The organism is Streptomyces sp. NRRL B-24572, from assembly GCF_002156145.1.
In the GTDB taxonomy this organism is placed as follows: Bacteria; Actinomycetota; Actinomycetes; order Streptomycetales; family Streptomycetaceae; genus Streptomyces; species Streptomyces vietnamensis.
Map to the genome: position 1 here is coordinate 1 of NZ_MWIG01000040.1, position 24,490 is coordinate 24,490.

Consider the following 24,490-nt stretch of genomic DNA (forward strand, 5'->3'; position numbering starts at 1 on the left):
CGATGGTCTCCCGGCCCGCGGGCTCGGCCCACCGGCCGCCGATGAAGAGGGTGCGGCGTTCCAGGATGTCGGTCATGTGCGGGGTCCTCGCTGTCATTGCGCAGGCAGGGTGATGTCGGAGGGCGGTCGGTCACACGATCGGCAGGATCCGCCGAAGTGAACGGTAACTACTCGCCCAAGAGGTATGACACCTTTGAAATCCGGCTCCATCGCGAGATAAGTTAATTCACACTAACGCGACTGTCCAGAGACATCAGTCCGTGTAGACATAGAAGCCGCACCCAGCCTTCCGACCGACGGCGCCGGCCGCCACCATGCGCCGCAGCAGCGGCGGCGGGGCGTACAGCGGCTCCTTGAACTCCTCGTACATCGATTCGGCGATCGACAGCGCCGTGTCGAGGCCGATGAGGTCGAGAAGCCGGAGCGGCCCCATGGGGTGGGCACAGCCGAGCACCATGCCGGCATCGATGTCCTCGGCCGAGGCCACCCCGGACTCGAGCATCCGCACGGCGGAGACGAGGTACGGGACGAGCAGGGCGTTGACCACGAAGCCCGCCCTGTCGCGGGCCAGGACGACGGTCTTGCCGAGCGTGCGCTCGATGAAGGCCGTCACGTCCGCGGTGACCTCCGGGGCGGTGAGCTGGGTGGGGATGACCTCGACCAGCCGCTGCACCGGTACGGGGTTGAAGAAGTGAACGCCGACGACACGCCGCGGCTGTCCGGTGACCGCGGCCAGGTCGATGATCGGGATCGACGAGGTGTTGGAGGCGATGACCGCCTCGCGACCGGCCAGGACGCGGTCGAGCCGCTCGAAGACGGACGCCTTGACGTCGCGCCGTTCGGCAACCGCCTCGACGACCAGATCGCGGTCGGCGAAGCCGTCGAGGTCGGAGGTGAACGAAAGCCGGCGAAGCGTCGCCTCGCGTTCCTCCTCGGTCAGCTTGCCGCCCCGGAGCCCCCGGTCGAGCGAGGCGGTCAGCCGGGACCGCCCGGCCGCGAGGGCTTCGGCGCCGCGTTCGGCGACCATGACGTCGAGGCCGGCGCGCGCGCAGACCTCGGCTATCCCGGAGCCCATGAGGCCGCAGCCCACGACCCCGACTCGACTGAATTCACGCATCCGACGGATGTCCTCTCTCACTGTTGGCGGCGCCACCGTTCACGGTCGTCGGTGTCGCACACCCCGAACACCTCGAAGACGAGCTCGCCGGCGGCGGGGTCCGTCCCGGTCACCGGACGCACCCGGGTCCCCTCGCGCACGAGATGCGGCGGGGCACCGACGACCCGGCAGCGGAGCGTGAAGCCCTCCGGGAACCGCACGACCGACTCGCTGCGCATCGCCCTTCGGTAGCGGCTCACCACCGTCGACCGGACCACGACGCCCCGGCCGTCACTCCGGTGGGAGTCGAGGTCGCTCGACGCGCACGCCGGGCACAGCAGCCTCCGGAAGGAGGCCGTTCCGCACCACCGGCAGCGCTGATAGACGAGTTCCCCCGCCACGAGATCCACGCTCACCCCTCGCTCTCCACTGCTGTAGCCACCGCACTCCAGGGAACCGGGTCACCTCTCGTCGAGGGGCTCACTGCCGCCTCCCGGATCCGGCTCCGGATCCCGGAGGGTACCGGGATCCGATGAAAGGAAGCGGCAAGCGCTGCATCACCCATGTGGCCACCGAGTGCGGTAAATCAAGGCATCATGGCGCGCCAGATCTAGACTCCAAGGTTAATGCAGATTAACTTATGGGCGTCCGGTGAGTCTGCCGGACGTGCCAGGAAGGATGGGCGGACCGTGCGCCGTACCGTGTTCACCAAAGACCACGAGGCTTTCCGGGCGACCCTCCGGGCGTTCATCGCCGAGGAGGTCGTCCCCCACTACGCGGACTGGGAGCGGCAGGGCCACGTACCCCGCGAGCTCTACCGCAGGCTCGGCGCCCTGGGCGTCCTCGGCATCAACGTGCCGGAGGAGTACGGCGGGGCGGGCATCACCGACTTCACCTACCAGGCCGTGCTCCGGGAGGAGTGCGGGCGCGCCGGCGTCGGGCTCGGCGCCGAATCGGTGCACACCTGCCTCGTCCTGCCGTACCTGCTGGAGTTCGGGAACGAGGAGCAGAAGCGACGCTGGCTGCCCGGCTTCCTCTCCGGCGAGGTCATGACCGCCATCGCCATGACCGAGCCCGGGACCGGCTCCGACCTCGCGGGCATCGCCACCCGCGCCCGGATCTCCGAGGACGGCACCCACTACGTCCTCGACGGCGCCAAGACGTTCATCACCGGCGGCGCCCAGGCGGATCTCGTCCTGGTGGTCTGCCGGACCGCCGCTTACGACCCCGCCGACCGTCGGGGCGGCCTCTCGATCCTGTGCGTGGACACGAGCTCCGAGGGTTTCGCCGTGGGGCGCAGACTCGACAAGATCGGCCTGCGCGCGCAGGACACCGCCGAGCTCTCCTTCGCGGGCGTCCGCGTCCCCGTCGAGAACCTGCTCGGCGAGGAGGGCGCGGCCTTCACGTACCTCACCCACAACCTCGCGGTGGAGCGACTCGGGGCGGCGATCAACGCCTACGCCAACGCGGCCGGGGCGATCGGCTTCGCGACCGCGTACGTGCGCGAGCGCCAGGTCTTCGGCAAGCCGGTCGCCGCGTTCCAGAACGCCAAGTTCGTCCTCGCCGAGTGCGCGACGGAGGTCGCCGCCGCCCAGGCGCTCGTCGACCGCGCCCTCACGGAACATGCGGCAGGCGTACTGACAGCTGCGGACGCCGCCCGGGCCAAGCTCTTCTGCACCGAGGTCGCGGGGCGCGTCATCGACAAGTGCCTGCAGATGCACGGCGGTTACGGCTACATGCTGGAGTACCCCATCGCCCGCCTGTACGCGGACACCCGGGTGAACCGGATCTACGCCGGGACCAGCGAGGTCATGAAGACGATCATCGCCAAGGACCTCGGGCTCTGAGCCCGCCCCTTCCCCTCACCCCACTTCCCTCCAGGAGGACCCCATGCGTGACGCAGTGATCGTCGATGCCGTCCGTACCGCCGTGGGCAAGCGCGGCGGCTCGCTCTCGCGGCTCCATTCCGCCTCGCTCTCCGCGCACGTGCTCAAGGCGCTGGCCGAGCGCAACAGCCTCGACCCGGCACTCGTCGACGACGTGGTCTGGGGCTGTGCCTCCGCGGTCGGCATGCAGGCCGGCTGCATCGCCCGCGCCGCCGTGCTGGCGGCCGGCTGGCCCGAGTCCGTACCCGGCGTCACCGTCGACCGGCAGTGCGGCTCGTCGCAGCAGGCCGTGCACCAGGCCGCGGCCGGGGTGATCTCCGGCCAGTACGACGTCGCCGTCGCCGGCGGTGTGGAGATCATGAGCCGGCTACCGCTGGGCACCACCCGGGGCGACGGCAGCTTCGGCGAGCCCTTCGGCCCCGACGTCTTCGCCCGCTACGACGGCATCCGCTTCAACCAGGGCACGGGCGCCCAGCTGATCGCCGACGAATACGGCCTCACGCGGACCGAGATGGACCAGCACGGACTGGACTCCCACGCGCGGGCCGCGCGGGCCGTCGACGAGGGACGGTTCAAGGGCCAGATCACCCCGATCACGGTCACCGACGAGGACGGCACCGCCCGCGTCTTCGACACCGACGAGGGCGTACGCCGCGGCTCCACCATCGAGACGCTCGCCGGCCTCAGGCCGGCCTTCACGGCGGACGGGACGATCACCGCGGGCAACGCCTCGCAGGTCTCCGACGGCACCGCCGCCCTGCTCGTCACCACCAGCGAGTTCGCCGCGTCCCAGGGGTGGACGCCGATGGCCCGGATCCACACGGCCGTGGTCACCGGCACGGATCCCGTCACCATGCTCAAGGGCCCCATCCCGGCCACCGCCAAGGCGCTCAGGAAGGCCGGACTGTCGATCGAGGACATCGGCGCCTTCGAGATCAACGAGGCGTTCGCTTCCGTCACTCTCGCCTGGCTCCGCGAGACCGGCGCGGACTACACGCGGATGAACCCGCTCGGCGGCGCGATGGCACTCGGCCACCCCATCGGCGGATCCGGCGCCCGCCTCATGACCACCCTCGTCCACCACATGCGCGACAACGGCATCCGCTACGGCCTGCAGTCCATGTGCGAGGGCGGCGGCATGGCCAACGCCACCATCCTCGAACTCCTGTGAGGACGCACCCCGATGCCCGTACGGCCCGAGACCGCGACCGCGACCGAACAGGGCCTGGGCGGGGCCCAGGCGCACAGCGGGGACTTCGTCGCCCTCCTGGACGTGGAACGGCTGGAGCGCGACCTGTTCCGCGGCCGGTGTCACGACGGCATGCCCTCGCGCGCCTTCGGCGGCCAGGTGGCGGCCCAGGCGCTCGCGGCCGCCGGGCAGACCGTCCCCGAGGACCGGACCGCGCACTCGCTGCACGGCCACTTCCTGCGCCCGGGCGACACCGCACGCCCGCTCGTCTACACCGTGGAGCGGGTCCGGGACGGCTCCTCCTACCTGTCCCGCCGCGTCACAGCCGTCCAGGGCGGTGAGCTGGTCTTCACCCTCACGGCGTCGTTCAAGCGGCCGGAGACCGCGGACGACCGACAACCCGCGATGCCCCGGACCCCCGCGCCCCCCGACCTACCCGACATGTACGAGACCTGGGCGAGGAACAACCCGGCGGACTTCGCGCGTGCGGAGTTCTGCCGTGTCCTGGACATGCGGTACGTCCCCGGGCCTCCCGAGCCGACCACGCCCGGCCTGACGGAGCAGAAGCTCTGGATACGCGCGAGCGAGCGGCTGCCCGACGACCCCAGGCTGCAGGCCCGTGCCCTGGCGTACGCCTCCGATCTCTTCCTCGCGCCGGCCGCGGCGCTGTCCCACCAACTGCCCCGGATGCTGCGCGACGAGCCGTCGTCGGTCTTCCTCACCTCCCTCGACCACTCCGTCTGGTTCCACCGGCCCTTCCGGGCCGACGAGTGGATGCTGTTCGCCCAGCGCAGCCCCACCTCGGTGGACGGCCGCGGCCTCGCCTTCGCCGACGTCTGGAGCATCGACGGCAGCCTGATCGCCCATGTGGTGCAGGAGACCGTGGTGCGGCCGTCGCGGGCGGCGCGCCGCCGCTGACCCCCCTCTCCCTTTCTACGCCCATCGGAGGAACACCTCATGTCCGACCTGGTCCTCACCTCGTTCGAGGACGGCGTCGCCGTCGTGACGATCAACCGTCCCGAGGCCCGCAACGCCGTCAACCGGGCGGTGGCGGACGCCGTCGCCGAGGCCGTCGACGAGCTCGACGCCCGCGACGACCTCGTCGTCGGGGTCATCACCGGTGCCGGCGGCACCTTCTGTGCCGGCGCCGACCTGAAGGCCCTGGCCGCCGGCGAGCGCTCCGGCGTTCCCGGCCGGGGCTTCTGCGGAATCACGGAGACGCCGCCCGCCAAGCCGCTGATCGCCGCGGTCGAGGGGTACGCCCTCGGCGGCGGCACCGAGCTCGCCCTCGCCTGCGACCTGATCGTCGCCGCCAGGACGGCGAAGTTCGGCCTCCCGGAGACCCGGCGGGGCCTCATCGCGGCGGGCGGCGGCCTGGTACGCCTGCCGCGGAAGATCCCGTACAACATCGCCATGCAGTACGCGCTGACGGGCGCGTTCCTCGGGGCGGAGCGCGGCCACGAGCTCGGCCTGGTCAACGAGCTGACCGGGCAGGGCGAGGCGCTCGCCGGTGCCCTGGCCCTCGCGAAGGAGATCGCCGGCAACGGCCCGCTGGCCGTGCGCGCCAGCAAGGGGATCGTCGTGGACTCGGCCGACTGGCCGGCCGACGAGGTCTGGGTGCGCAACCGGGCCGCCTGCGACCCGGTGTTCGCGTCGGACGACGCCAAGGAGGGCGCGCGGGCGTTCGCCGAGAAGCGCACCCCCGTCTGGGGCGGCCGCTGACGGCTTCTCCGCCGTTCCCTCCCGCCTCCGGTGCGCCGCGTCGTCGAGCGCCACGGCACCGGGGTGAACCACAGCTACCATCCCGAGGCAACGCTCGGGCATGACCGGACAAAGGAGTTCCGCCATGACCACCCTCTGGCCGCAGGGGCTGCCCCGCACCCTCGACTACCCCGACGGCACGGTCGCCGACCTGCTCGCCGGGGCCGCCCACGCCTATCCCGGCCGTGCGGCGCTGATCGACGGCGACGAGCGGCTCACCTTCGCCGAACTGCACGAGCGGGCCCTGCGCGTGGCCCAGGGGCTGCGCGAGCAGGGCATCGTCCCGGGTGAGGCCGTCGCCGTGCACATGCCCAACTCGATCTGGTTCACGGTCGCGTACTACGGCATCCTGCTCGCCGGCGCCGCCGTGGTTCCGGTCAACCCGACGCAGCCGCCCCTCGCGCTGCGCCGCCAACTCGACGACTCGGGCACGGTCGCGGTCTTCACCCACCCCTCCGTCGCCGGCCTGATGTCCGAGGCCCTGGAGAACTCCGAGACCGTACGGCTCGTCTGTCTCGCACCGGCCACGGCGGCGGCCCCGGCCGGTGACCGGGCGCCGGCCGCGTTCCCCGTCGCCGCCGTCGCGTTCGACGACCTCATGAAGGCGGAGGCGGCGCCGGCGACGGTGGTGGACGGGGACGCCGTCGCGCACCTCGCCTTCACCGGTGGCACGACGGGAGTGCCCAAGGCCGTGCGGGTCCTGCACCGCAACCTCTTCAAGAACGTGCTCCAGGTGGCGTGCTGGCGCAGCGCCGCCCTCCCGCACGCGGACGCGGAGGGCCGCGTCACACTGCGCCACGTGACCGAGGCGCAGACCCCACACCACATCCCGGTCGGTGCCGCGACCGGCATCTCCGTCGCCCCGCTCTTCCACGGCATGGGCATGGTCAGCCAGAGCGTCTTCGTGGCCTCCGGACTCACCGTCGTCGTGTTCGGCCGCTTCGACGCGGTGCGGTACCTGGACACCATCGAGCGACTGGGCGTCCACGCCGTCACCGGCTCCCCCGCCCTGTGCCACGCGATCCTCGCCGTACCCGACCTGCGGGAGCGCGACCTCTCGTGCGTACGGCTGGTCAGCAGCGGCTCCGCGCCGATCAACCCGGCCGCGGCCGCCGAACTCGCCGAGGTCTTCCCGAACGCCGTGGTCAGCGACGGCTACGGCCTGACGGAGGCGACGATGGGCGTCGCGATCAGCCCGCTGGACCGCTCGATGCCGCGCCCGGCGGGCAGCACGGGCCTGGTGCTCTTCGACACCGAGGTCGAGATCCGGGAGCCGGACGGGGTCACCCCCGTGCCGGCCGGCGGGCGGGGCGAGCTGTGGGTCAGGGGCCCCCAGGTCACCGACGGCTACCTCGGCCACCCCGAACTCACCGCGGAGCAGTACGTGGACGGCTGGCTGCGCACCGGCGACCTGGGCACCCTCGACCCGGACGGATGGCTGTCGCTCGTGGGCCGTGCCAAGGACATGCTCATCTACAAGGGGTACAACGTGTACCCCGGCCCGTTGGAGAACCTCCTGCGCGAGCACCCGGCGGTCGCCCAGGCGTCGGTCGTGGGCCGGCCCCACCCGGAACACGGGGAGATCCCGGTGGCCTTCGTCTCGCTGAAGGCCGAGGCCGGCGCGTCGGCCACGGCCGACGACCTGATCGCTTACGTCGCCGAGCGGGTCGCCCCGTACCAACGGATCCGGAACGTGGTGATCGTGGAAGAGCTGCCGCTCTCGGCGACGGGGAAGATCCTCAAGACGGAGCTGCGCAAGCGGGCGGCCGACTCCTGAGGCAGGGCGGACCGGCTGCGAAACGGGAATTCCGGCGGGGTCGGGCAGAGGGTTCCTCTGCCCGGCCCCGCCTTTCTGTGTCCCGGCGCTACTGGGCGTAGGGCCGCAGCGGGGGCTCCGCCGGGACCTTCGTCGCGTTGAGGATCTCCGCGGTGAAGTTCGCGGCGGTGACCGCCGTGCCCTCCACGGCCTCGTGCGGCCAGACCCCGGGAAGGTTCACGTCCAGGCACTTGCCGAACGGCAGCCGGCCGGGGACGGCCGACCCGGCGTGCGACAGCGCGTCCACGACCAGCTTGTAGGTGACTGCGTCGTACAGCATGCTGAAGTGGGCGACGACCCGGCCGGGGCAGACGTCTTGGATCAGGACGTTCTTGGCACCGTCCAACGGGGCGGTCGTGAAGGGCGTGATCGCCTCGTCGGTGAGGCTGTAGATGTTGGTGTACGAGATGTCGCCGGGGGTCTCGTCGTCCCGGTTGAGGGCGGCGACGAAGTCGGACCCGACGTTGAACGGGTGCAGCGCCGGTGCGCACCAGCCGATGCAGAAGAGGTTGCCGCCGGTGACCCCGTGGCCGGGATTGGCCAGGAGGACCAGGTCGTCGACGCGGCTCTGCAGGTGCGGCCACCACTTCACGGCCCAGCGCATCTCCATGTTGCCCTGGCTGTGGCCGATGACGTCCGCCTTGCGGCCGGTGGCGGCGTAGATCCTGTCGACGGCGTGGACGATGTACTCGGCCGCGTCCTGGATGTCGCTCATGGACCTGTTGGGCAGCTCGACGCCGCAGACGTCATAGCCCGCGTCGCGCAGGGCCGGGGCGTAGTTCCAGCCCCAGCTCTCCTCGTAGGTGGACGTGGTGCCGTGGACCAGCAGCACCGGCTCGTGCTCGGGGTGGGTGAAGGTGCCGGGGCAGCGCAAGGCGGCGTCCAGCGTGGCGACGGGGGTGTTCAGGGGCGGCTCGGCGGCGGCCGAGGCGGCCGGGGCCGGGCCGGCCAGTGCGGCGACGAACGCGACCACGAGCGCGGCGACGGCCGTACGGGCCCTCCCGCGCCGGCCGGGGGTGCTCCACCATCTGTTCAAGGACGACTCCTTAACCGGAACGACTTCCGCGCACACGGATGCCCCCTCGATGACACGGGTCGGGGAGGCACAACCCACCGCGCGGGCGATGAAAGGGGGGTTGGTGGTTCACCTTGGCCGGGCCGGGGACGCCGGACAAGGCTTCGCGGCGGCCGCCGGCGCCCCCGGCCGCATTCCTGTGAAGCGTCACATCGGTGCCTTTCCGAAGGCGCCGGGCGGCACAGCCCGGACGATCTCGCTTTCCCCTTGCCGCACCCGCCGGTTGCGGCCACACGCTTCTCCCACGGATCCGCGCACGCGGACCGCGAGAGAAGGAGCTCCGTTCCCATGACTGTTGGCATACGCATCGAGGCCCGTGGCGGACGCCGCATCGGGCTGGCCGTCGCCACCGCCATGACGGCCGTACTCGGTTCCGTGGCCGGCACCGCCCCGGCCTCCGCCGCCGCCCCGCTTCCCGGGCCGATCCTCGATGTGACGGAGACGGCCCACGCCCAGGTCAACGAGTGCTACGCCGGCATCGGGCTGCACACCGCGCCGAACCCGGACGGCACCTGCCCGACCGGCTACCAGCAGAAGATCGACGGCGGCTACGTCTGGGCCGCCGCCCGCTCCGGCGACTACGGATACTTCGGCACGCTGGCCAACGTGCTCTGCGGTGGCATCTCCACCTTCACCACCGATGTGCCCGCCGCGCACGAGGTCCCGGGCGTCAACTCCTGCGAATACAGCCAGAGCTCGGGCGCCGCGACGTTCGGCCCGCGCATCGGCGACTCGCGCACGCCGCAGGTGCTGCGCGTGAACGCGGACAGCCAGAAGGTCGAGGACATCTCGCCGAAGGACGACCCGCTGTTCCAGAACACCACGGGCCTGCGTGGCGCCGCCGCCAACGGCGACATCGTCTTCATGATGGGCCTCAAGCAGCCCACCGCCCTCGACACTCGCCAGGGCGTGTCCCTCTTCGCCTTCGAGGGCAGGACCGGCCGCTACCTGGGCTCGCAGCTGCGCACCGACCTGGTCACGGGCCGCGGCGGTGTCCAGGGCCCCGACGGCCACCTCTACCTGGCGGGCCGCACGGCCAACTCCACCGGTGGCGCCTCGGGTCTCGGCGGCTCGATCCTGAAGTGGACCGGCAGCCTGGAGGACCCGTTCCAGTTCGAGAAGGTCGGCGACCTGCCGAACGACGCCGGATACATCACGGTCGTCGGCAACCACCTTGCCGTCTCCGGCTGGATGGGCGTCCTGCCGTCCAAGAAGTCCGCATCGTACGGCGGCCCGTCCAAGATCTGGATGAGCCCGGAGATCGGCGAGGGCGGTCTCACCACCGCCGACGCCGCCAACTGGAAGTCGCTCTTCTCGTGGGACGACTACGACCCGGACCCGGTCGTCGGCAAGTCCATCGTGTGGGGCGGCATCAAGGAGTGGCGCGGCGACCTGTACGTCGGCAGCTACAACTACGCCGGCATGACCTCGGTCACCTCGCTGTGGAACGAGTACGGCGAGCCCACCGACGAAGCCACCCGCCTGCGTGACGTCGCCAAGGCCAACCGCGCCGCGACGATCTTCAAGATCTCCGACCCGGGCACCTCGAAGCAGAAGGTCACGCTGCTCTACGGAGAGTCGACCCTGCCGGTCTACGACCCCGCGTCGAAGACCTGGTCCAACAAGCCCAACAAGCTCGGCCAGACTCCGAAGTTCGGCCCGTCCGGCTTCGGCAACCCGGCCAACATGTACTCCTGGACCTTCACCACCTTCCAGGACAAGCTGTACATGTCGACCGCCGACGCCACGGGTCTGATGACCCCGGCCGCGTTCACCACCCAGTACTCGTACGGCACTTCGGACGCGACCGCGACCGCCCTGGAGAAGGTCGTCGGTCCGGCGCTGTTCAAGACCATGGGCGGCGGCGACGTCTACCGCATGGACGACCCCGACAAGCCGGCCGTCGCCGAGACCCTCAACGGCTTCGGCAACCGCACGCAGCACGGTGTCCGCGTCTTCCTCCCGTTCGAGGACAAGGGCTTCCTGTGGGCGGGCATGGCCGGCAGCTACAACCTCAAGGCGACCGACAAGGACCGCGGTGGCTGGTCTCTGGACAAGCTCACCCCGGGTGCCATGCGCTCCCCGCTGACCAACTACATCTCCCCGGACGCCGCCAAGGCCGTCCTGGGCGGCGTGGGCCTCGGCATGGGCTTCTGACCGGAACCCCCGCCGAACGCGACAGCACGCGACACGAAGGCGCCCCCGTCACCGGTGACCGGTGACGGGGGCGCCTTCGTGTGCCCGCTCAGGAAGCCTCTTCGCGCGCCCTCTGGACCTGGCGGGCCACCCGCTGGCGGGAGTTGCCGGAAAGACGGGCCATCTCGGTGAGCGTCAGTCCGTCGTCGTCGATCGCCGACCGGTACAGCTCCCTGCGCAGCACGGCCAGGCTCGCGTAGACCGTCCTGAGCGCCGAGCCGAACTCATAGCCGACCGCCGTCATCTCGCTGCCCGGCAGCATCGCGACCGGCAGACCCTGGCGGCGGGCTTCAAGCAGACGCGGGAGTCCGGCGTCGAGCCGGCGCGCCATCCGCTCGACCTCCTTGCACGCCTCCGCGGCCTTCTCCACCAGGTGGGCCAGTCGGTCGTCGGTCTGCTTCGTGGTCGTGGTGGTGGTCGTCACGTTCATTCGTTCGTCCTTCACAAGCATGAGAAGGGCCGGGGCCCGCTTGGCGCGGACCCCGGCCGGATGGTGCGGTGGTGCGGTGGTGCGCTTAGGGCAGCACGATCGGGAAGTTGCGCGCCGGCTTCTCCAGCAGGCCGTGGAAGGTGGCGAGCACGGTGACATCGCCCTCCACCGTGACGGCGCCGGAACCGATCGACTCCGGGAAGGTGCTGTGCTGGGCCAGGATCAGGTCCAGCGTGGACCGTTTCAGGCGGAGGGTCAGCTGCGGAGCCTCCGCGCCGGGTGCGTCGCCCCGCATCGGGGTGAGCACCCCGTTGCCGACCAGGAGCGTCCACACCTCGTCGGTGTCGGTGAACTCCCAGCGCAGCAGCAGACGGTGGGCGGCCGCCCGCGGACCGTCGAGACGGACCGCCATCGACTCGAAGATCTGCCCGGTGGAGAGGGCGGCCAGCATGTCGACGCTGTCCTTGCCCGGGGCCCCGGTCCGGCGCCTGTCCTGACCGGCCTCCCGCAGCTCCTTGGCTCCGGTGAGGTAGATGTTGCGCCAGGTGCCGTTCTCCTGGCCGAAGCCCAGCCGTTCGTACGTCTCCGCCTGCAGTTCCCGCGCCTCGGTGTGCCCGGGCTCGGCGAACAGCACGTGATTGAGAAGTTCGGCGGCCCAGCGCAGGTCGTCGGCCTCGAAGGCCTCGCGGGCCGAGGCGACGGTGGCGTCCGCTCCGCCGATGGCGGCGACGTACCGCCTGGCCTGCTCGACCGGCGGATGCTGCCACAGGTGCGCCGGGTTGCCGTCGTACCAGCCCATGTAGCGCTGGTAGACGGCCTTGACGTTGTGGCTGATGGAGCCGTAGTAGCCACGCACGTTCCAGGCCCTGCCCAGCTCGCCGGGGAAGGCCTGGATCTCCTCGGCGATCTCGGGACCCGTCAGGCCCCGGTTCATCAGCCGGACGGTCTGGTCGTGGAGGTACGCGTAGGCGTCGCGCTGCTGGGTGAGCATGCGCGTCACCTCGTCGCGGCCCCACGTCGGCCAGTTGTGGGAGCCGATGAGGATCTCGGTCCCGTCGAAGAGCCGGATCGATTCGGTGATGTACGACGCCCAGGCGTGGGCGTCGCGGACCTGGGCGCCGCGCAGGGTGAGGACGTTGTGCAGCGAGTGGTTGACGTTCTCGGCGATGAGCAGGACGCGGTGGTCCGGCAGGGAGAAGTTCATCTCCGAGGGGGCCTCGGTGTCCGGGGTCAGCTGGAAGACCAGCCGCACACCGTCCAGGACCAGTTCCTGACCCGTCTCCGTGATGGTCCGTGTCGGAGCGATCAGGCCGACGGTGCCGGTGGACAGGGCCTGTCCGAGGCCGAATCCGACCGAAGCCTCCGGGCCGACCGGCAGCGAGCGGCCGTACATGTAGACGGCACGGCGCAGCATCGCCGGTCCCGCGAAGACGTTCTCGCTGACGGCGTGGTCCATGAACCCGTCGGGGGCGATGACGGCGCACTCGCCCGCCGCGACCGCCGCGTGGGTGGTGACGCCGAGGACGCCGCCGAAGTGGTCGCCGTGGCTGTGCGTGTAGATCACGGCCTTCACCGGACGCTCACCGCGGTTGCGGGCGTACAGCCCGAGGCCGGCGGCGGCGACCTCCTTGGACGTCAGCGGGTCGACGACGACCACGCCGGTCTCGCCCTCGATGATCGTCATGTTGGAGACGTCGAGGCCGCGGACCTGGTAGATCCCGGGCGCGACCTCGAAGAGGCCCTGGGCCGTGTTGAGCCGGCTCTGTCGCCACAGGCTCGGGTGCACGGTGTCGGGGCACTCGTCCTTGTTCAGGAAGTCCCAGCGGTCGTTGTCCCAGACGACCCGGCCCGCTTCGTTGCGCACGACGCAGGGCTCCAGCCTGTCGATCAGGCCACGGATCGCGTTGGCCTGGTCGGTCGTGTCGTCCCAGTCGAGTTCGGGCAGGTCGGGCTGGTCGGGCATGGTGGTCATCCCTCACGGTCGGTGGTGGAAGCGGTGGCGGTGATGTGGGTCCACACGCCGTTCTCGCCGGCCTCCGCGGCGCGGCGGCCGAGGCTCTCGGCCCAGCGGCGCTCGGACGCGACGGCGTCGCGCCAGGACCACAGGCGGCGGGTGAGACGGTGCAGTGGGTACTCCTCGGTGATGCCCATGGCGCCGTGCAGCTGGTGCGCGATCTGGGCGATCTCGGTGGCCGTGGCGGCCGTGGTGATCCGTACGATCTCGACGGCGCCGCTGTCCGGGCCGGACTCGCGGGCCAGCGCGAGGGCGGCGTCCGCCTGGACCAGCTGGACGCGCATCCGGGCGAGGTTGCCCGCGACGGCCGGAATCCTGAGCAGGGGTGCCCCGAACTGTTCGCGTTCGGAGACGTACGACCTGGTGAGCCGGTACGCCCCGTGCGCGGCGCCGAGCACGGCGGCCGACCACAGCAGGGCGAGGCGCTCGCGGACCACGGCGTGCTCCGGCGCGCCCGCGACGGCGGTGACGGGCGTGCCCGCGAGGAGGACGGTGTCGCGAGGCTCCCCGGCGATGTTGTCCACGTGCCGCACGGTGACCGAGGCGTGGGCCAGGTCGACGACGAGCGGTTCCGCGCCGGGCGCGCACACCACCAGGCGGGCGGCGTCGCGGGCCCACGGCACGGCGGTCAGCTCGGCGGTGAGCGTGCCGGACTCGATCGCAGGCGCCTCGTCGAGCAGCACGACGGTCGCGAGGCCGTCGGTGAGACTCCCCGCGTGGCCGATGATCCAGTCCGCGGTGGACGCCTCGACGATCGGTACGCCGATGCCGTGTCCGGCGAGGGACTCGACCACCACGAGCAGATCGTCGAGGGAGCCGCCTGATCCGCCCTCCTCCTCGTCGATGCCGACCCGGTGCAGGCCGAGCTCGACCAGGCTGTTCCACAGGTCGGACCTGCCGGACGCGGCCAGGTCGTCGACCAGGCTGCGCAGTTCGTCGGCGAACTGGCTCATGAGCGGGCCTCCTGGCGGGCGATGAGGGAGAGCAGGACCTCGGCCGCGCCGCCGCGCAGGCTGAAGGCCGGGGAGGCGAGGAGCGCCTGGCCGAAGGCGGAGTCGAAGGCGGGTTCCTGGCACAGATCGGTACGGCGCAGCGCCTCGATGACGTCGTGCTCGAAGGCGTTGCCGAGGAACTTCAGGGCCGCGGCCTGCTGGACCGGGGCCCGGCCCGCGTCCATCGCGCCGGCGACCTCGAAGCAGAGCCGGCGGAGCACCGCGAGGCGGGCGACGAGGGAACCGAGCAGCGCGTGCAGCTCGCGGTCGTCCCCGTCCCGGGCGGCCGCGGCGATCAGCTCCACGAACACGGGGTAGCTGGACAGCGCGCGCTCGGCGCCGCCGCGCTCGAAGGAGAGCTGCTCGACGACCTGCTTCCAGCCCTTCCCGGCCTCACCGATGAGGCGGTGGGCGGGGACGAGGACGTTCTCGAACCGCACCTCGTTGAAGTGGTGCTCGCCCGCGAGGTCCACGATCGGGGTGACCGACACGCCCTCGGCGTCCATGTCGAGGACGAACTCGCTGAGCCCGTCGTGCTTGCGCTCCTCGCGTGAGGTGCGCGCCAGCAGATAGGCGTGGGTGGCGTGGTGGGCCTGGGTGGTCCAGATCTTGTGGCCGTTGACCAGCCAGCCGCCCTCGACCCGCTCCGCCGTGGTCCTCACCGAGGCCAGGTCAGAGCCCGCCTCCGGCTCGCTCATGCCCAGGCAGAACACGGCCTCGCCGGAGGCGATCCTCGGCACGATCTCCTCTTGGAGCGCGCGCGTGCCGTGGCGCAGGACGGCGGGGCCGATCTGCCGGTCGCCGATCCAGTGCGCGGCGACCGGGGCGCCCGCGCGGAGCAACTCCTCGGTGACGGCCAGTCGTTCGACGTTGGTGCGCCCGGCGCCGCCGAACTCCTGCGGATACGTCATGGCGATGAGCCCGCGGGCGGCGAGCTCCTTGCTGAAGTCCAGGTCGAAGGAGCGCAGCCAGGAGTCGCTGCGGGGGGTGTAGCGTCCGGCGTCCCGCCATGCGGCGGTCAGCTCGCGGACCTGTGCGCGCAGTGCGGCGCAGGGGTCCGTTCCCGGGGTGTGGTCCATGGTGGCCTTTCGGGCGTACGAGGCGGTGGGCAGCGGGGTCAGCGGCCGGTGAAGACGCCGGGACGCTTCTCCTGGAAGGCCGCGTACGCCTCCTGCGAGTCCTGGGTGGAGGTGATCACGGCCATGTGGGAGGAGATCAGGTCGAGCGCGGTCCGCAGGTCGTGGCGTGCGCCCTGACGGACGGCGCGCTTGATGGTGCGGATCGCGACCGGCGGCCGTTCGGCGAGCCGGGCGGCGTAGGCGTACACCGCGCCCATCAGGTCCTCGTCCTCGTGCACCTCGTCCACCAGGCCGATGCGCAGGGCCTCTTCGGCGCCGACGAAGTCGCCGGTCCACAGCATCCGCAGCGCGGTGGAGGTGCCGACGGCTCGGGGCAGGAGCCAGCAGCCGCCGTCGCCCGGGACGAGGCCGACCTTGATGTAGCCCTCGGAGAAGCGGGCTCCGCGTCCGGCGAAGCGCAGGTCGCACAGGAGCGCCATGTCCATCCCGGCGCCGACGGCGGGACCGGTGACGGCCGCGATGACCGGCTTGTCGACGTCTTCCAGGGCGAGCGCGACGCGGTGCACGTTCTGCGTCAGCAGCTCCTTCTCCCCCAGGGGCGCCCGTTCCTCCCCCTTGAAGGCGGAGAGGTCGACGCCGGAGCAGAACGAGTCGCCGGCGCCGGTGACGACGATGACGCGTACGGCGGGGTCGATCTGGGCGTCCGTCAGGGCGTCGGCCCAGGCGTGCACCATGTCGATGGTGAAGGCGTTCTTGCGCTCGGGGCGGTTGAGGAGGATGGTCGCGATCCCGTCGCGGACCGTGTACTCGAGATCGGCCATCGCCGTCCCTTTCTCTAGTGCATTCGGGCGCGAAGCTCGCGCTTGAGGACCTTGCCGTTGGGGTTGCGGGGCAGCGCGTCGACGAAGTGGACCCGGCGGGGCTTCTTGTACGAGGCGATCCGGTCCCGGGCGAAGACGACGAGCTCCTGCTCGGTGGGGTGACCGGCGCCGGTGCGCAGGACCACGACGGCGGTGACGGCCTCGCCCCACACCGGGTCGGGAAGGCCGACGACCGCGACCTCGGACACCGCCGGATGCTCGGCGAGCACGGACTCGACCTCGGTGGGGTACACGTTCTCGCCGCCGCTGACGATCATGTCCTTGATGCGGTCGGTGAGGAAGAGGTAGCCGTCCGCGTCGAGATAGCCGCCGTCCCCGGTGCACAGCAGGCCCTCGGAGTCGTACAGCGCCCGGGTCTCCTCGGGCCGGTTCCAGTAGCCGGGCGTGTTGTGGCGGGAGCGGACGCGGATCTCGCCGACGGTCCCGGCCGGAACCGGCCTGCCGGTCTCGGGGTCGGCGATCACGACGTCGACTCCGCGGCGGGGCCTACCGACCGAGGTGAGCAGGTGCTGCTCGGGGCCGTCCGGCCGGTGGTCCTCCGGCGGGAGCTGGGTGACCGTGCCGCCGCCCTCGGTGAGTCCGTACTTGCCCATGAAGTGGCAGCCGAAGAGGGCCATCGAGCGGCGCAGCAGTACGGGGGTGATGGGCGCGGAGCCGTATGTGATGAGGGTGAGGCGGGAGAAGTCGCGCTTCTCGATGCCGGGCAGCTCGGTGAGCAGGTGCAGGACCGAGGGAACGAGGAAGGCGTGGGTGACGCCCTCGCGCTCGATGGTCTCGGCCGCCGCGTCGGGGGTGAAGTCCGGGAACATCAGGCTGGTGGCGCCGGCGGTGAGCGCCACGCGCAGCCAGCCGAGCCCTCCGATGTGGAACATCGGCAGGGCGTTGAGCGCGACCGACCCGGGCTCCCAGAGGTACTCCTCCAGCTCCGTCGTGTCGGCGTAGAAGTTGCCGTGGGTGAGCAGGACGCCCTTGGGGACGCCGGTGGTGCCGGAGGTGTAGATCTGCAGGAACACCTCGTCGGCGTCCGAGCCGGTGCCCCGGCCGGGGTCGTCGTCGGGGTGGGCGGCCAGCCAGGTCTCGTACGCGGGCACGTCCGGCTCCTCGGAGGGGCCGATGACGATCAGCCGCAGCCCGGGAAGGGCCGCGCGCACGGCGTCGGCCGCGGCACGGAACTCGGGTTCCACCAGCAGGAACGTCAGCTCGGCGTCCTGGGCCACGGCGGTCAGCTCGCCCACTGCCAGGCGCCAGTTGAGGGGCACGGTGACCAGTCCGGCCTTGGCCGCGCCGACCAGGATCTCGCCCGCCTCGTTACGGGTGCGGGCGAGGAAGCCGATCCGGGACCCGGCGGCGGTCCCGGCGAGCAGCGCACGGGCGATCCGGTTGCTGCGGGAGTCGAGTTCGGCGTAGCCGACGGTGCTCCCCTCGCAGGTCAGCGCGGCGGAGGTGCCACGCTCGGCTGCGTGCAGGCGGATGGCGTCGGGCAGGTGCAGGCCCATGAAGGGGTCCCTCCATCGTCGTCGTTGGCAAGGGCAGGGGGATGGCGGTACTAGCCCTTCGGGCCGCCGGCGACGTAGAGGATCTGGCCGTTGACGAACCCGGCCTCCTCGCGGACGAAGAACGAGACCGCCTGCGCGATGTCCTCGGGGCGACCGCCCCGGCGCACCGGGATGGTCTTGGCGTAGCGCTCGGTGAACTCCTCGAAGGTGATGCCCATGCGCTCGGCGGTGGCCTCGGTCATCTCGGTGGCGATGAAGCCGGGGGCCACGCAGTTGACGGTCACGCCGAAGGGGCCGAGCTCGATCGCCAGGGTCTTGGTGAGGCCCATCAGGCCGGCCTTGGCGGACGAGTAGTTCGACTGGCCACGGTTGCCGAGGGCGGCGGACGAGGACAGGTTGACGGTTCGGCCCCAGCCGACGGCGGTCTGGTGGCGCTGCACGGCACGCGCCATCAGGAAGGCGCCGCGCAGATGGACGCCGATGACCGAGTCGAAGTCCCGGTCGGTCATCTTGAAGACGAGGTTGTCCCGGATGATGCCGGCGTTGTTCACCAGGACGGTGGGGGCGCCGAGTTCGGCCGCGACGCGGGCGACACCCGCCTCGACCTGCTCGGAGTCCGAGACGTCGCAGCCGACGGCGAGGGCGCGTCCGCCCTCCTTCTCGACGGTCTCGACGGTCTTGGCGCAGGCGGCCTCGTCGAGGTCGAGGACCGCGACGGCGAAGCCGTCCCGGGCGAGGCGGGCGGCGATCGCCGCGCCGATGCCGCGGGCGGCGCCGGTGACGATGGCGACCTTCGGGGCGGGGTGGGTGGTGGGCACGGTTGCTCCCTGGGGCAGGTGGAGGGGGACGGTCTACTTCGGGGCCATGCGGATGGCGCCGTCGAGGCGGATCGTCTCGCCGTTGAGCATGGGGTTCTCGATGATCGAAGTCGCCAGGTGGGCGTACTCGGCGGGGTCGCCGAGCCGGGAGGGGTGCGGGACCTGGGCGCCGAGCGCGTCGAGGAACTCCTGCGGCTTCTTGTTGAGCAGCGGAGTGGAGAAGAGACCCGGGGCGATGGTGACGACGCGGATCTTCGCCGCCGCGAGGTCCCGGGCGATCGGCAGGGTCATGCCGACGATGCCGCCCTTGGAAGCGGAGTAGGCGCACTGACCGATCTGGCCCTCGAAGGCGGCGGCGGAGGCGGTGTTGATGATGACGCCGCGCTCGCCGTCGACCTCGTCGGTCCTCGCCATCTCGGCGGCGGCGAGGCGCAGCACGTTGAAGGTCCCGATCAGGTTGACGCCGACGACGAACTCGAAGTCCTCCAGGGCGTAGGGCGTGCCGTCGCGGCCGACGGTCCGGCCGCCCTTGCCGAGGCCGGCGCAGTTGACCGTGATGCGCAGGGGTGCCATGGCGGCGGCGGTCTCCACCGCGCGGGCCGCGTCGTCGGCGCTGCGGACGTCGCCGGCGACGAAGGCGGCGCGGTCGCCGAGCTCCTTGGCCCGCTGCTCGCCGGCGGAGGTGGGCAGGTCGAGCAGGACGACGTGCGCGCCCTGGTCGACGAGGCGCGCGGCGGTGGCGAGGCCGAGGCCCGACGCGCCACCGGTGATGACGGCGGAGACTCCGTTGATCTGCATGGTGATGTTTCCGTTCTCGAAATCGACGTCGGGTTCGGGGGAGCTGCTCAGAGGCCGATGGACTTGGCGATGATGGTCTTCATGACCTCGCTGGTGCCGCCGTAGATGCGCATGACGCGGGTGTCCGCGTACAGGCGGGCGATCGGGTACTCCAGCATGTAGCCGTAACCGCCGTGCAGCTGGAGGCACTTGTCGATGACGCGGCTCGCGGTCTCGGTGCACAGCAGCTTCGCCATGGCCGCGTAGTCGGCGGACAGCTCGCCCCGCGCGTCGCGCTCCAGGGCCTCGTACGCCATGAGCTTGGCGGCCTCGACCTCGGTGGCGCACTCGGCGAGCGCGAACTTGGTGTTCTGGAAGGAGGCCACGGGCTTGCCGAAGACCTGGCGGTCCCGGGTGTAGTCCTTGGCGAAGGCCACCGCGGCCTCGGCGGCGGCCGCCGCCTGGACGGCGATCACGAGGCGCTCGCGGGCGAGGTTACGGCCGAGGTAGAAGAAGCCCTGGTCCTGCTCGCCAAGCAGGTTCTCCGCCGGCACCTTCACGTCGGTGAAGGAGAGCTCGGCAGTGTCGGAGGCGTGCAGGCCGATCTTGTCCAGGCTGCGGCCGACCGCGAAGCCCTCGCTCTTGGTCTCGACGACCAGGATCGACAGGCCCTTGCGGCGGTTGTCCGCGGGGGCGGGGGACGTGCGGCAGACCACCAGGACCAGGTCGCACTGCGTGCCGCCGGTGATGAAGGTCTTGGCGCCGTTGAGGACGTAGTGGGTGCCGTCCTCGGAGAGGACGGCCTTCGTCTGGATGCCGGCGAGGTCGGATCCGGTACCGGGCTCGGTCATCGCGATGGAGAGCATGAGGTCGCCGGAGACGCAGCCGGGGACCCAGCGCCGCTTCTGCTCCTCGGTCCCGAAGTGCAGGAGGTACGGCAGGATGATGTTGGAGTGCGTCATCGCGGTGCCGATGGTGGCCCCGGCGCGGGCGACCTCCTCCGCGAGAACGGCACCGAAGTGGTGTCCGGTCTGGGCGCCGCCCCCGTACTCCTCCGGCACCTCCATGCCGAGCAGGCCGAGCGCGCCGAGCTTGCGGTAGAAGTCGCGGGAGACGGCCTTGGCCTCGACCCAGTCCTGCAGGTGCGGAACCGCTTCCTTGGCGAGGAAGTCCCGGACCATCTGCCGGAACGCCTCGTGCTCCTCGTTGAAAACCGTGCGCGGCATGGCTGCCTCTCTCTTGCTCTTGGGTTAGCCAGTTTTCACTTTTGCGCTCCCCTACTCCCATGTCAAGGGGATCGTGACCCCAACTCAACTCTGGACATCAAGGTTAGCCTGAAATAACTTGAAGCAACTCGCGCCCAGGCACGGGCGCCCTCCACCCCTCTTCCAGGAGCAGCCCATGCGTGACGCAGTGATCGTGGACGCCGTGCGAACCCCCGTCGGAAAGCGGGGAGGCGCCCTCTCCGGCATCCATGCCGTCGATCTCTCCGCCCATGTCCTGACCGCTCTCGTCGAGCGCAACGGTCTCGACCCGGCCTCCGTCGACGACGTCGTCTGGGGCACCGTCTCCCAGGTCGGCGAGCAGTCGGGCGTCGTCGGACGCTTCGCGGCACTCGCGGCCGGCTGGCCCGAGTCCGTGCCCGGCGTCTCCGTCTCCCGCGCCTGCGGCTCCTCGCAGCAGTCGGTGCACTTCGCCGCGGGGCTGGTCACCGCCGGCCAGTACGACATCGCCGTGGCCGGAGGCGTCGAGTCGATGAGCCGGGTCCCGATGGGATCGGCCCGAGACGTCCCGGGCGCCGGAAGGGCGTACGGACCGCTCGTGCTCGACCGCTACTTCCCCGGCGGCGGCACCTTCGACCAGGGCGTCGGCGCCGAACTGATCGCCGAGCGGTACGGGTTCACCCGTGAACAGCTCGACCAGCACGCCCTGGACTCGCACGAGCGGGCCGCCCGGGCCGTCGACGAGGGCCGCTTCACCGCCCAGATCGTCCCGGTCACCGTCACCGGCCCGGACGGCACTGTGCGCGTCTTCGACACCGACGAGGGGGTGCGACGCGGGTCGACCCTGGAGAAGCTCGCGACGCTGAAGACCCCGTTCAAGGAGGACGGCGTGGTGAGCGCCGCCAACTCCTCGCAGATCTCCGACGGCGCCGCCGCGCTGCTCATCACCACGAGCGAGATCGCCCGTCGCAACGGCTGGACCCCGATCGTCCGCGTCCACACCGCCGTCCTCGCCGGCGTCGACCCGGTCACCATGGCCCTGGGACCGGCCCCTGCCACCGCCAAGGCCCTCAAGCGCGCGGGACTGTCGATCGGCGACATCGGCGCCTTCGAGATCAACGAGGCGTTCGCCCCGGTCACCCTGGCCTGGCTGCGGGAGACCGGCGCGGACTACGCGCTGATGAACCCGCTCGGCGGGGCGATGGCGATCGGCCACCCGCTCGGCGGATCCGGCGCGCGCCTGATGACGACGCTGGTCCACCACATGCGGGACAACGGCATCCGTTACGGCCTCCAGGCCATGTGCGAGGCCGGCGGCATGGCCAACGCGACGATCCTCGAACTCCTCTGACGCACCGGTACGTCACGGAGAGGGGGTGCTGCCACCGGCAGCACCCCCTCTCCGCACGCTCGTCACGCCCCCTCACATCACCGCACGAGACCGATCTCCGCCAGGACCTCCCGGGTGTGCGCACCGACCACCGGCGCAGGCCGCGGGGTGCCCGCCGGGGTGCCCTGGAAGCGCGGGGCGGGGGCGGGCTGGAGCACGCCGCCTTCGGTGTAGTACGTGCCGCGCGCCAGGTTGTGCGGGTGCGCGGCCGCCTCGGTCAGGCCGTACACGGGCGTGACGCAGGACTCCGTGCCGTCGAAGGCGGTGGTCCACTCTTCGCGGCTCCGTCCGGCGAAGACCTCCTCCAGCCGTGCCCGCATGGCGGGCCAGCTGCTCCGGTCGTGCTGCGCGGCGAACAGTGGGTCGCCGGCGAGGCCGAGGATCCGCAGCAGGGACGCGTAGAACTGCGGCTCGACGCTGCCGACGGCCATGTGGCCGCCGTCGGAGGTGCGGTAGGTGCGGTAGAAGGGGGCACCGCCGTCGAAGAGGTTGACCCCGCGCGCGTCCTCCCAGCGGCCCACCGCGAGCAGGCCGTGGACGAGGGCGAGCTGGACCGCCGTGCCGTCGGTCATGGCGGCGTCGACGACCTGGCCCTCGCCCGTACGCCCGGCGCTGACCAGCGCGGTGGTGATGCCGAGGGCGAGCAGCATGCCGCCGCCGCCCATGTCGCCGACGAGGTTCAGCGGGACGGGCGGATTCTCGTCCGCGCCGCCCATCGCACCGAGCGCGCCCGCGACGGCGATGTAGTTGATGTCGTGGCCGGGGGCCTGGGCGAGCGGGCCGTCCTGGCCCCAGCCGGTCATCCTGCCGTAGACGAGCTTGGGGTTGCGGGCCAGGCAGACGTCCGGCCCGAGCCCCAGGCGCTCGGCCACGCCCGGGCGGAACCCCTCGATGAGGGCGTCGGCGGTGTCGACGAGGGCGAGGACGGCCTCGACGTCCGCCGGATCCTTCAGGTCCAGCGCGACGGAGCGGCGGCTCCGGTGCAGGATCGGGTGCTTCGACGCGGTGCCGGCCTCGGCGGGCCGGTCGACGCGGATGACCTCGGCGCCCTGGTCGGCCAGGAGCATGCCGGCGAAGGGACCGGGGCCGATGCCGCCGAGCTCGACGACACGGATGCCGGCCAGCGGGCCGACGGGGCCCGCCGTCACAGGCCCAGGTCCTTGGCGATGATGGTCTTCATGACCTCGCTGGTGCCGCCGTAGATGCGGGAGACCCGGGTGTCCGCGTAGAGGCGGGCGATGGGGTACTCCAGCATGTAGCCGTAACCGCCGTGCAGCTGGAGACACTTGTCGATGACGCGGCCCGCGACCTCGGTGCCGAAGAGCTTGATCTTCGCCGCGTCCGCGCCGGTCAGTTCTCCGGTGTCGTCGAGTTCGATGCCCCTGTCGACGAGGGCCTGGAGGGCCTCCACCTCGGCGGCGCACTCGGCGAGCACGAACTTGGTGTTCTGGAACGCGGCCACCGGCTTGCCGAAGACCTGGCGCTCCGTGACGTACTCCCGGGCGAACTCGATCGCGGCCGTGGCCGTGGCGACGGCGCCCACGCCGATGGAGAGCCGCTCGCGGGGCAGGTTCCGGCCGAGGTAGGAGAAGCCCCTGTCCTGCTCGCCGAGCAGGTTCTCGACCGGCACCCGGACGTCGGTGAAGGAGAGTTCGGAGGTGTCGGAGGAGCGCAGCCCGATCTTGTCCAGCTTGCGGCCGTACTCGAAGCCCTCGCTGTCGGTCGGGACGACCAGGAGGCTGAGGCCGTGGCGGCGGTCCTCCGCGGTGGCCGGGGCGGTACGGGCCGCGACGACGCACAGTTCGGAGTTGCGGGCACCGGTGATGAAGGTCTTGGAACCGTTGAGGACGTAGTGGGTGCCGTCCTCGGAGAGCCTGGCCGTGGTGCGGATCCCCGCGAGGTCGGAGCCGGTGCCCGGCTCGGTCATCGCGATGCACAGCATGATGTCGCCGGAGGCGACGCCCGGGAGCCAGCGCTTCTTCTGCTCGTCGCTCGCGAGGTCCAGCAGGTACGGCAGGACGATGCCGGTGGACACGCCGTAGTGGCCGAAGGAGACGGCGGCGCGTGCGCACTCCTCGTTGATGATCACCTGGTACTTGTAGCTGGTCTCGCCGGCGCCGCCGAGCTCTTCGGGGATGTCGAAGCCCATCACTCCGAGCGCTCCGAGCTTGCGGAAGAGGTCGCGGTCGACGAGGTTGTCCCGCTCCCACCGCTCGAAGTGGGGCTTCACCTCCTTGGCGATGAAGTCCCGGATCATCGCCCTGAAGTCCTCGTGCTCCTGGGTGTAGAGGCTGCGCTTCATGTGTCGGTCCTGTCGTTGCAGTCGTTGCAGTCGTTGCAGTCGTTGCTGTCGTTGCTGTCGGTGCCCGGT

General features: G+C 71.3%; 21 protein-coding genes. 7 read left to right on the top strand and 14 right to left on the bottom strand.

The genetic code is table 11. The features are described 5' to 3' along the window. Positions 1 to 253: 253 nt before the first annotated feature. Together CCN56_RS02580 and CCN56_RS02585 are read right to left on the bottom strand one after the other, a co-directional pair. A complete protein-coding gene (locus CCN56_RS02580; RefSeq protein ID WP_086822967.1) occupies positions 254 to 1,117 on the bottom strand; it encodes a 3-hydroxybutyryl-CoA dehydrogenase in 864 nt (287 codons plus the stop codon). Between the two features lie 17 nt (positions 1,118 to 1,134). Then, complete coding sequence (locus tag CCN56_RS02585; RefSeq protein ID WP_256961683.1) at positions 1,135 to 1,512, bottom strand: Zn-ribbon domain-containing OB-fold protein; 378 nt, start codon at positions 1,510 to 1,512, stop codon at positions 1,135 to 1,137. 273 nt (positions 1,513 to 1,785) lie between these two features. Here CCN56_RS02585 and CCN56_RS02590 point away from each other — a divergent pair, with 273 nt between their 5' ends. The 5 genes from CCN56_RS02590 to CCN56_RS02610 all read left to right on the top strand — a co-directional run bounded on the left by CCN56_RS02590 (position 1,786) and on the right by CCN56_RS02610 (position 7,709). After that, positions 1,786 to 2,943 (top strand): acyl-CoA dehydrogenase family protein, encoded by a 1,158-nt coding sequence (locus CCN56_RS02590; protein ID WP_086822974.1) that lies wholly within the window; start codon positions 1,786 to 1,788, stop codon positions 2,941 to 2,943. Positions 2,944 to 2,986: 43 nt separating this feature from the next. Then, positions 2,987 to 4,153, top strand: coding sequence for a thiolase family protein (locus tag CCN56_RS02595; RefSeq protein ID WP_086822977.1), 1,167 nt, complete (start codon positions 2,987 to 2,989; stop codon positions 4,151 to 4,153). A 12-nt stretch (positions 4,154 to 4,165) separates the two neighbouring features. Beyond that, the gene (locus tag CCN56_RS02600; RefSeq protein ID WP_086822980.1) at positions 4,166 to 5,089 is read left to right on the top strand and encodes an acyl-CoA thioesterase II; all 924 of its coding nucleotides are present in this window, start codon (positions 4,166 to 4,168) and stop codon (positions 5,087 to 5,089) included. A gap of 39 nt (positions 5,090 to 5,128) precedes the next feature. Beyond that, positions 5,129 to 5,893 (top strand): crotonase/enoyl-CoA hydratase family protein, encoded by a 765-nt coding sequence (locus CCN56_RS02605; protein ID WP_086822982.1) that lies wholly within the window; start codon positions 5,129 to 5,131, stop codon positions 5,891 to 5,893. A 124-nt stretch (positions 5,894 to 6,017) separates the two neighbouring features. Further along, a complete protein-coding gene (locus CCN56_RS02610; protein WP_086822984.1) occupies positions 6,018 to 7,709 on the top strand; it encodes a class I adenylate-forming enzyme family protein in 1,692 nt (563 codons plus the stop codon). 88 nt (positions 7,710 to 7,797) lie between these two features. On the opposite strand, the gene CCN56_RS02615 is transcribed toward CCN56_RS02610, so the two are convergent. Further along, a complete protein-coding gene (locus tag CCN56_RS02615) occupies positions 7,798 to 8,784 on the bottom strand; it encodes a triacylglycerol lipase (protein ID WP_086822987.1) in 987 nt (328 codons plus the stop codon). Between the two features lie 327 nt (positions 8,785 to 9,111). On the opposite strand from CCN56_RS02615, the gene CCN56_RS02620 reads away from it, so the two are divergent. Further along, positions 9,112 to 10,980 carry a hypothetical protein gene (locus tag CCN56_RS02620; RefSeq protein WP_086822990.1) on the top strand — a complete coding sequence of 623 codons (1,869 nt, stop codon included), beginning with the start codon at positions 9,112 to 9,114 and terminating at the stop codon, positions 10,978 to 10,980. An 88-nt stretch (positions 10,981 to 11,068) separates the two neighbouring features. Here the strand turns inward: CCN56_RS02620 and CCN56_RS02625 are convergent, their stop codons facing one another. From CCN56_RS02625 to CCN56_RS02665, 9 genes are all read right to left on the bottom strand, one after another. Continuing rightward, positions 11,069 to 11,449 (bottom strand): hypothetical protein, encoded by a 381-nt coding sequence (locus CCN56_RS02625; RefSeq protein ID WP_086822992.1) that lies wholly within the window; start codon positions 11,447 to 11,449, stop codon positions 11,069 to 11,071. An 85-nt stretch (positions 11,450 to 11,534) separates the two neighbouring features. Next, positions 11,535 to 13,412 carry an alkyl/aryl-sulfatase gene (locus CCN56_RS02630; protein ID WP_086823040.1) on the bottom strand — a complete coding sequence of 626 codons (1,878 nt, stop codon included), beginning with the start codon at positions 13,410 to 13,412 and terminating at the stop codon, positions 11,535 to 11,537. A 5-nt stretch (positions 13,413 to 13,417) separates the two neighbouring features. Next, complete coding sequence (locus CCN56_RS02635) at positions 13,418 to 14,416, bottom strand: acyl-CoA dehydrogenase family protein (RefSeq protein ID WP_086822995.1); 999 nt, start codon at positions 14,414 to 14,416, stop codon at positions 13,418 to 13,420. Next, positions 14,413 to 15,534: an acyl-CoA dehydrogenase family protein gene (locus tag CCN56_RS02640; RefSeq protein ID WP_086822998.1), complete on the bottom strand. Its 1,122-nt coding sequence runs from the start codon at positions 15,532 to 15,534 to the stop codon at positions 14,413 to 14,415. Before CCN56_RS02640 ends, CCN56_RS02635 begins: the two co-directional genes overlap by 4 nt. Before the next feature lie 38 nt (positions 15,535 to 15,572). Next, on the bottom strand, positions 15,573 to 16,355 hold the full coding sequence (locus CCN56_RS02645; protein WP_086823001.1) for an enoyl-CoA hydratase/isomerase family protein: 783 nt from the start codon (positions 16,353 to 16,355) through the stop codon (positions 15,573 to 15,575). A gap of 14 nt (positions 16,356 to 16,369) precedes the next feature. Then, positions 16,370 to 17,911, bottom strand: coding sequence for an AMP-binding protein (locus tag CCN56_RS02650; protein ID WP_086823004.1), 1,542 nt, complete (start codon positions 17,909 to 17,911; stop codon positions 16,370 to 16,372). A 50-nt stretch (positions 17,912 to 17,961) separates the two neighbouring features. After that, positions 17,962 to 18,729: an SDR family oxidoreductase gene (locus tag CCN56_RS02655; RefSeq protein WP_086823007.1), complete on the bottom strand. Its 768-nt coding sequence runs from the start codon at positions 18,727 to 18,729 to the stop codon at positions 17,962 to 17,964. Between the two features lie 33 nt (positions 18,730 to 18,762). Continuing rightward, entirely contained in the window at positions 18,763 to 19,527 is a 765-nt protein-coding gene (locus tag CCN56_RS02660; protein ID WP_086823010.1) for an SDR family NAD(P)-dependent oxidoreductase, read from the bottom strand. 47 nt (positions 19,528 to 19,574) lie between these two features. Then, entirely contained in the window at positions 19,575 to 20,732 is a 1,158-nt protein-coding gene (locus tag CCN56_RS02665) for an acyl-CoA dehydrogenase family protein (protein WP_086823013.1), read from the bottom strand. 175 nt (positions 20,733 to 20,907) lie between these two features. Here CCN56_RS02665 and CCN56_RS02670 point away from each other — a divergent pair, with 175 nt between their 5' ends. Continuing rightward, positions 20,908 to 22,080 (top strand): thiolase family protein, encoded by a 1,173-nt coding sequence (locus CCN56_RS02670; RefSeq protein WP_086823017.1) that lies wholly within the window; start codon positions 20,908 to 20,910, stop codon positions 22,078 to 22,080. A 77-nt stretch (positions 22,081 to 22,157) separates the two neighbouring features. On the opposite strand, the gene CCN56_RS02675 is transcribed toward CCN56_RS02670, so the two are convergent. Both CCN56_RS02675 and CCN56_RS02680 read right to left on the bottom strand, forming a co-directional pair. Continuing rightward, a complete protein-coding gene (locus tag CCN56_RS02675; RefSeq protein ID WP_086823020.1) occupies positions 22,158 to 23,267 on the bottom strand; it encodes a CaiB/BaiF CoA-transferase family protein in 1,110 nt (369 codons plus the stop codon). Then, positions 23,264 to 24,421, bottom strand: coding sequence for an acyl-CoA dehydrogenase family protein (locus CCN56_RS02680; protein ID WP_086823023.1), 1,158 nt, complete (start codon positions 24,419 to 24,421; stop codon positions 23,264 to 23,266). The genes CCN56_RS02675 and CCN56_RS02680 overlap by 4 nt, the downstream gene beginning before the upstream one ends. Positions 24,422 to 24,490 lie beyond the last annotated feature (69 nt).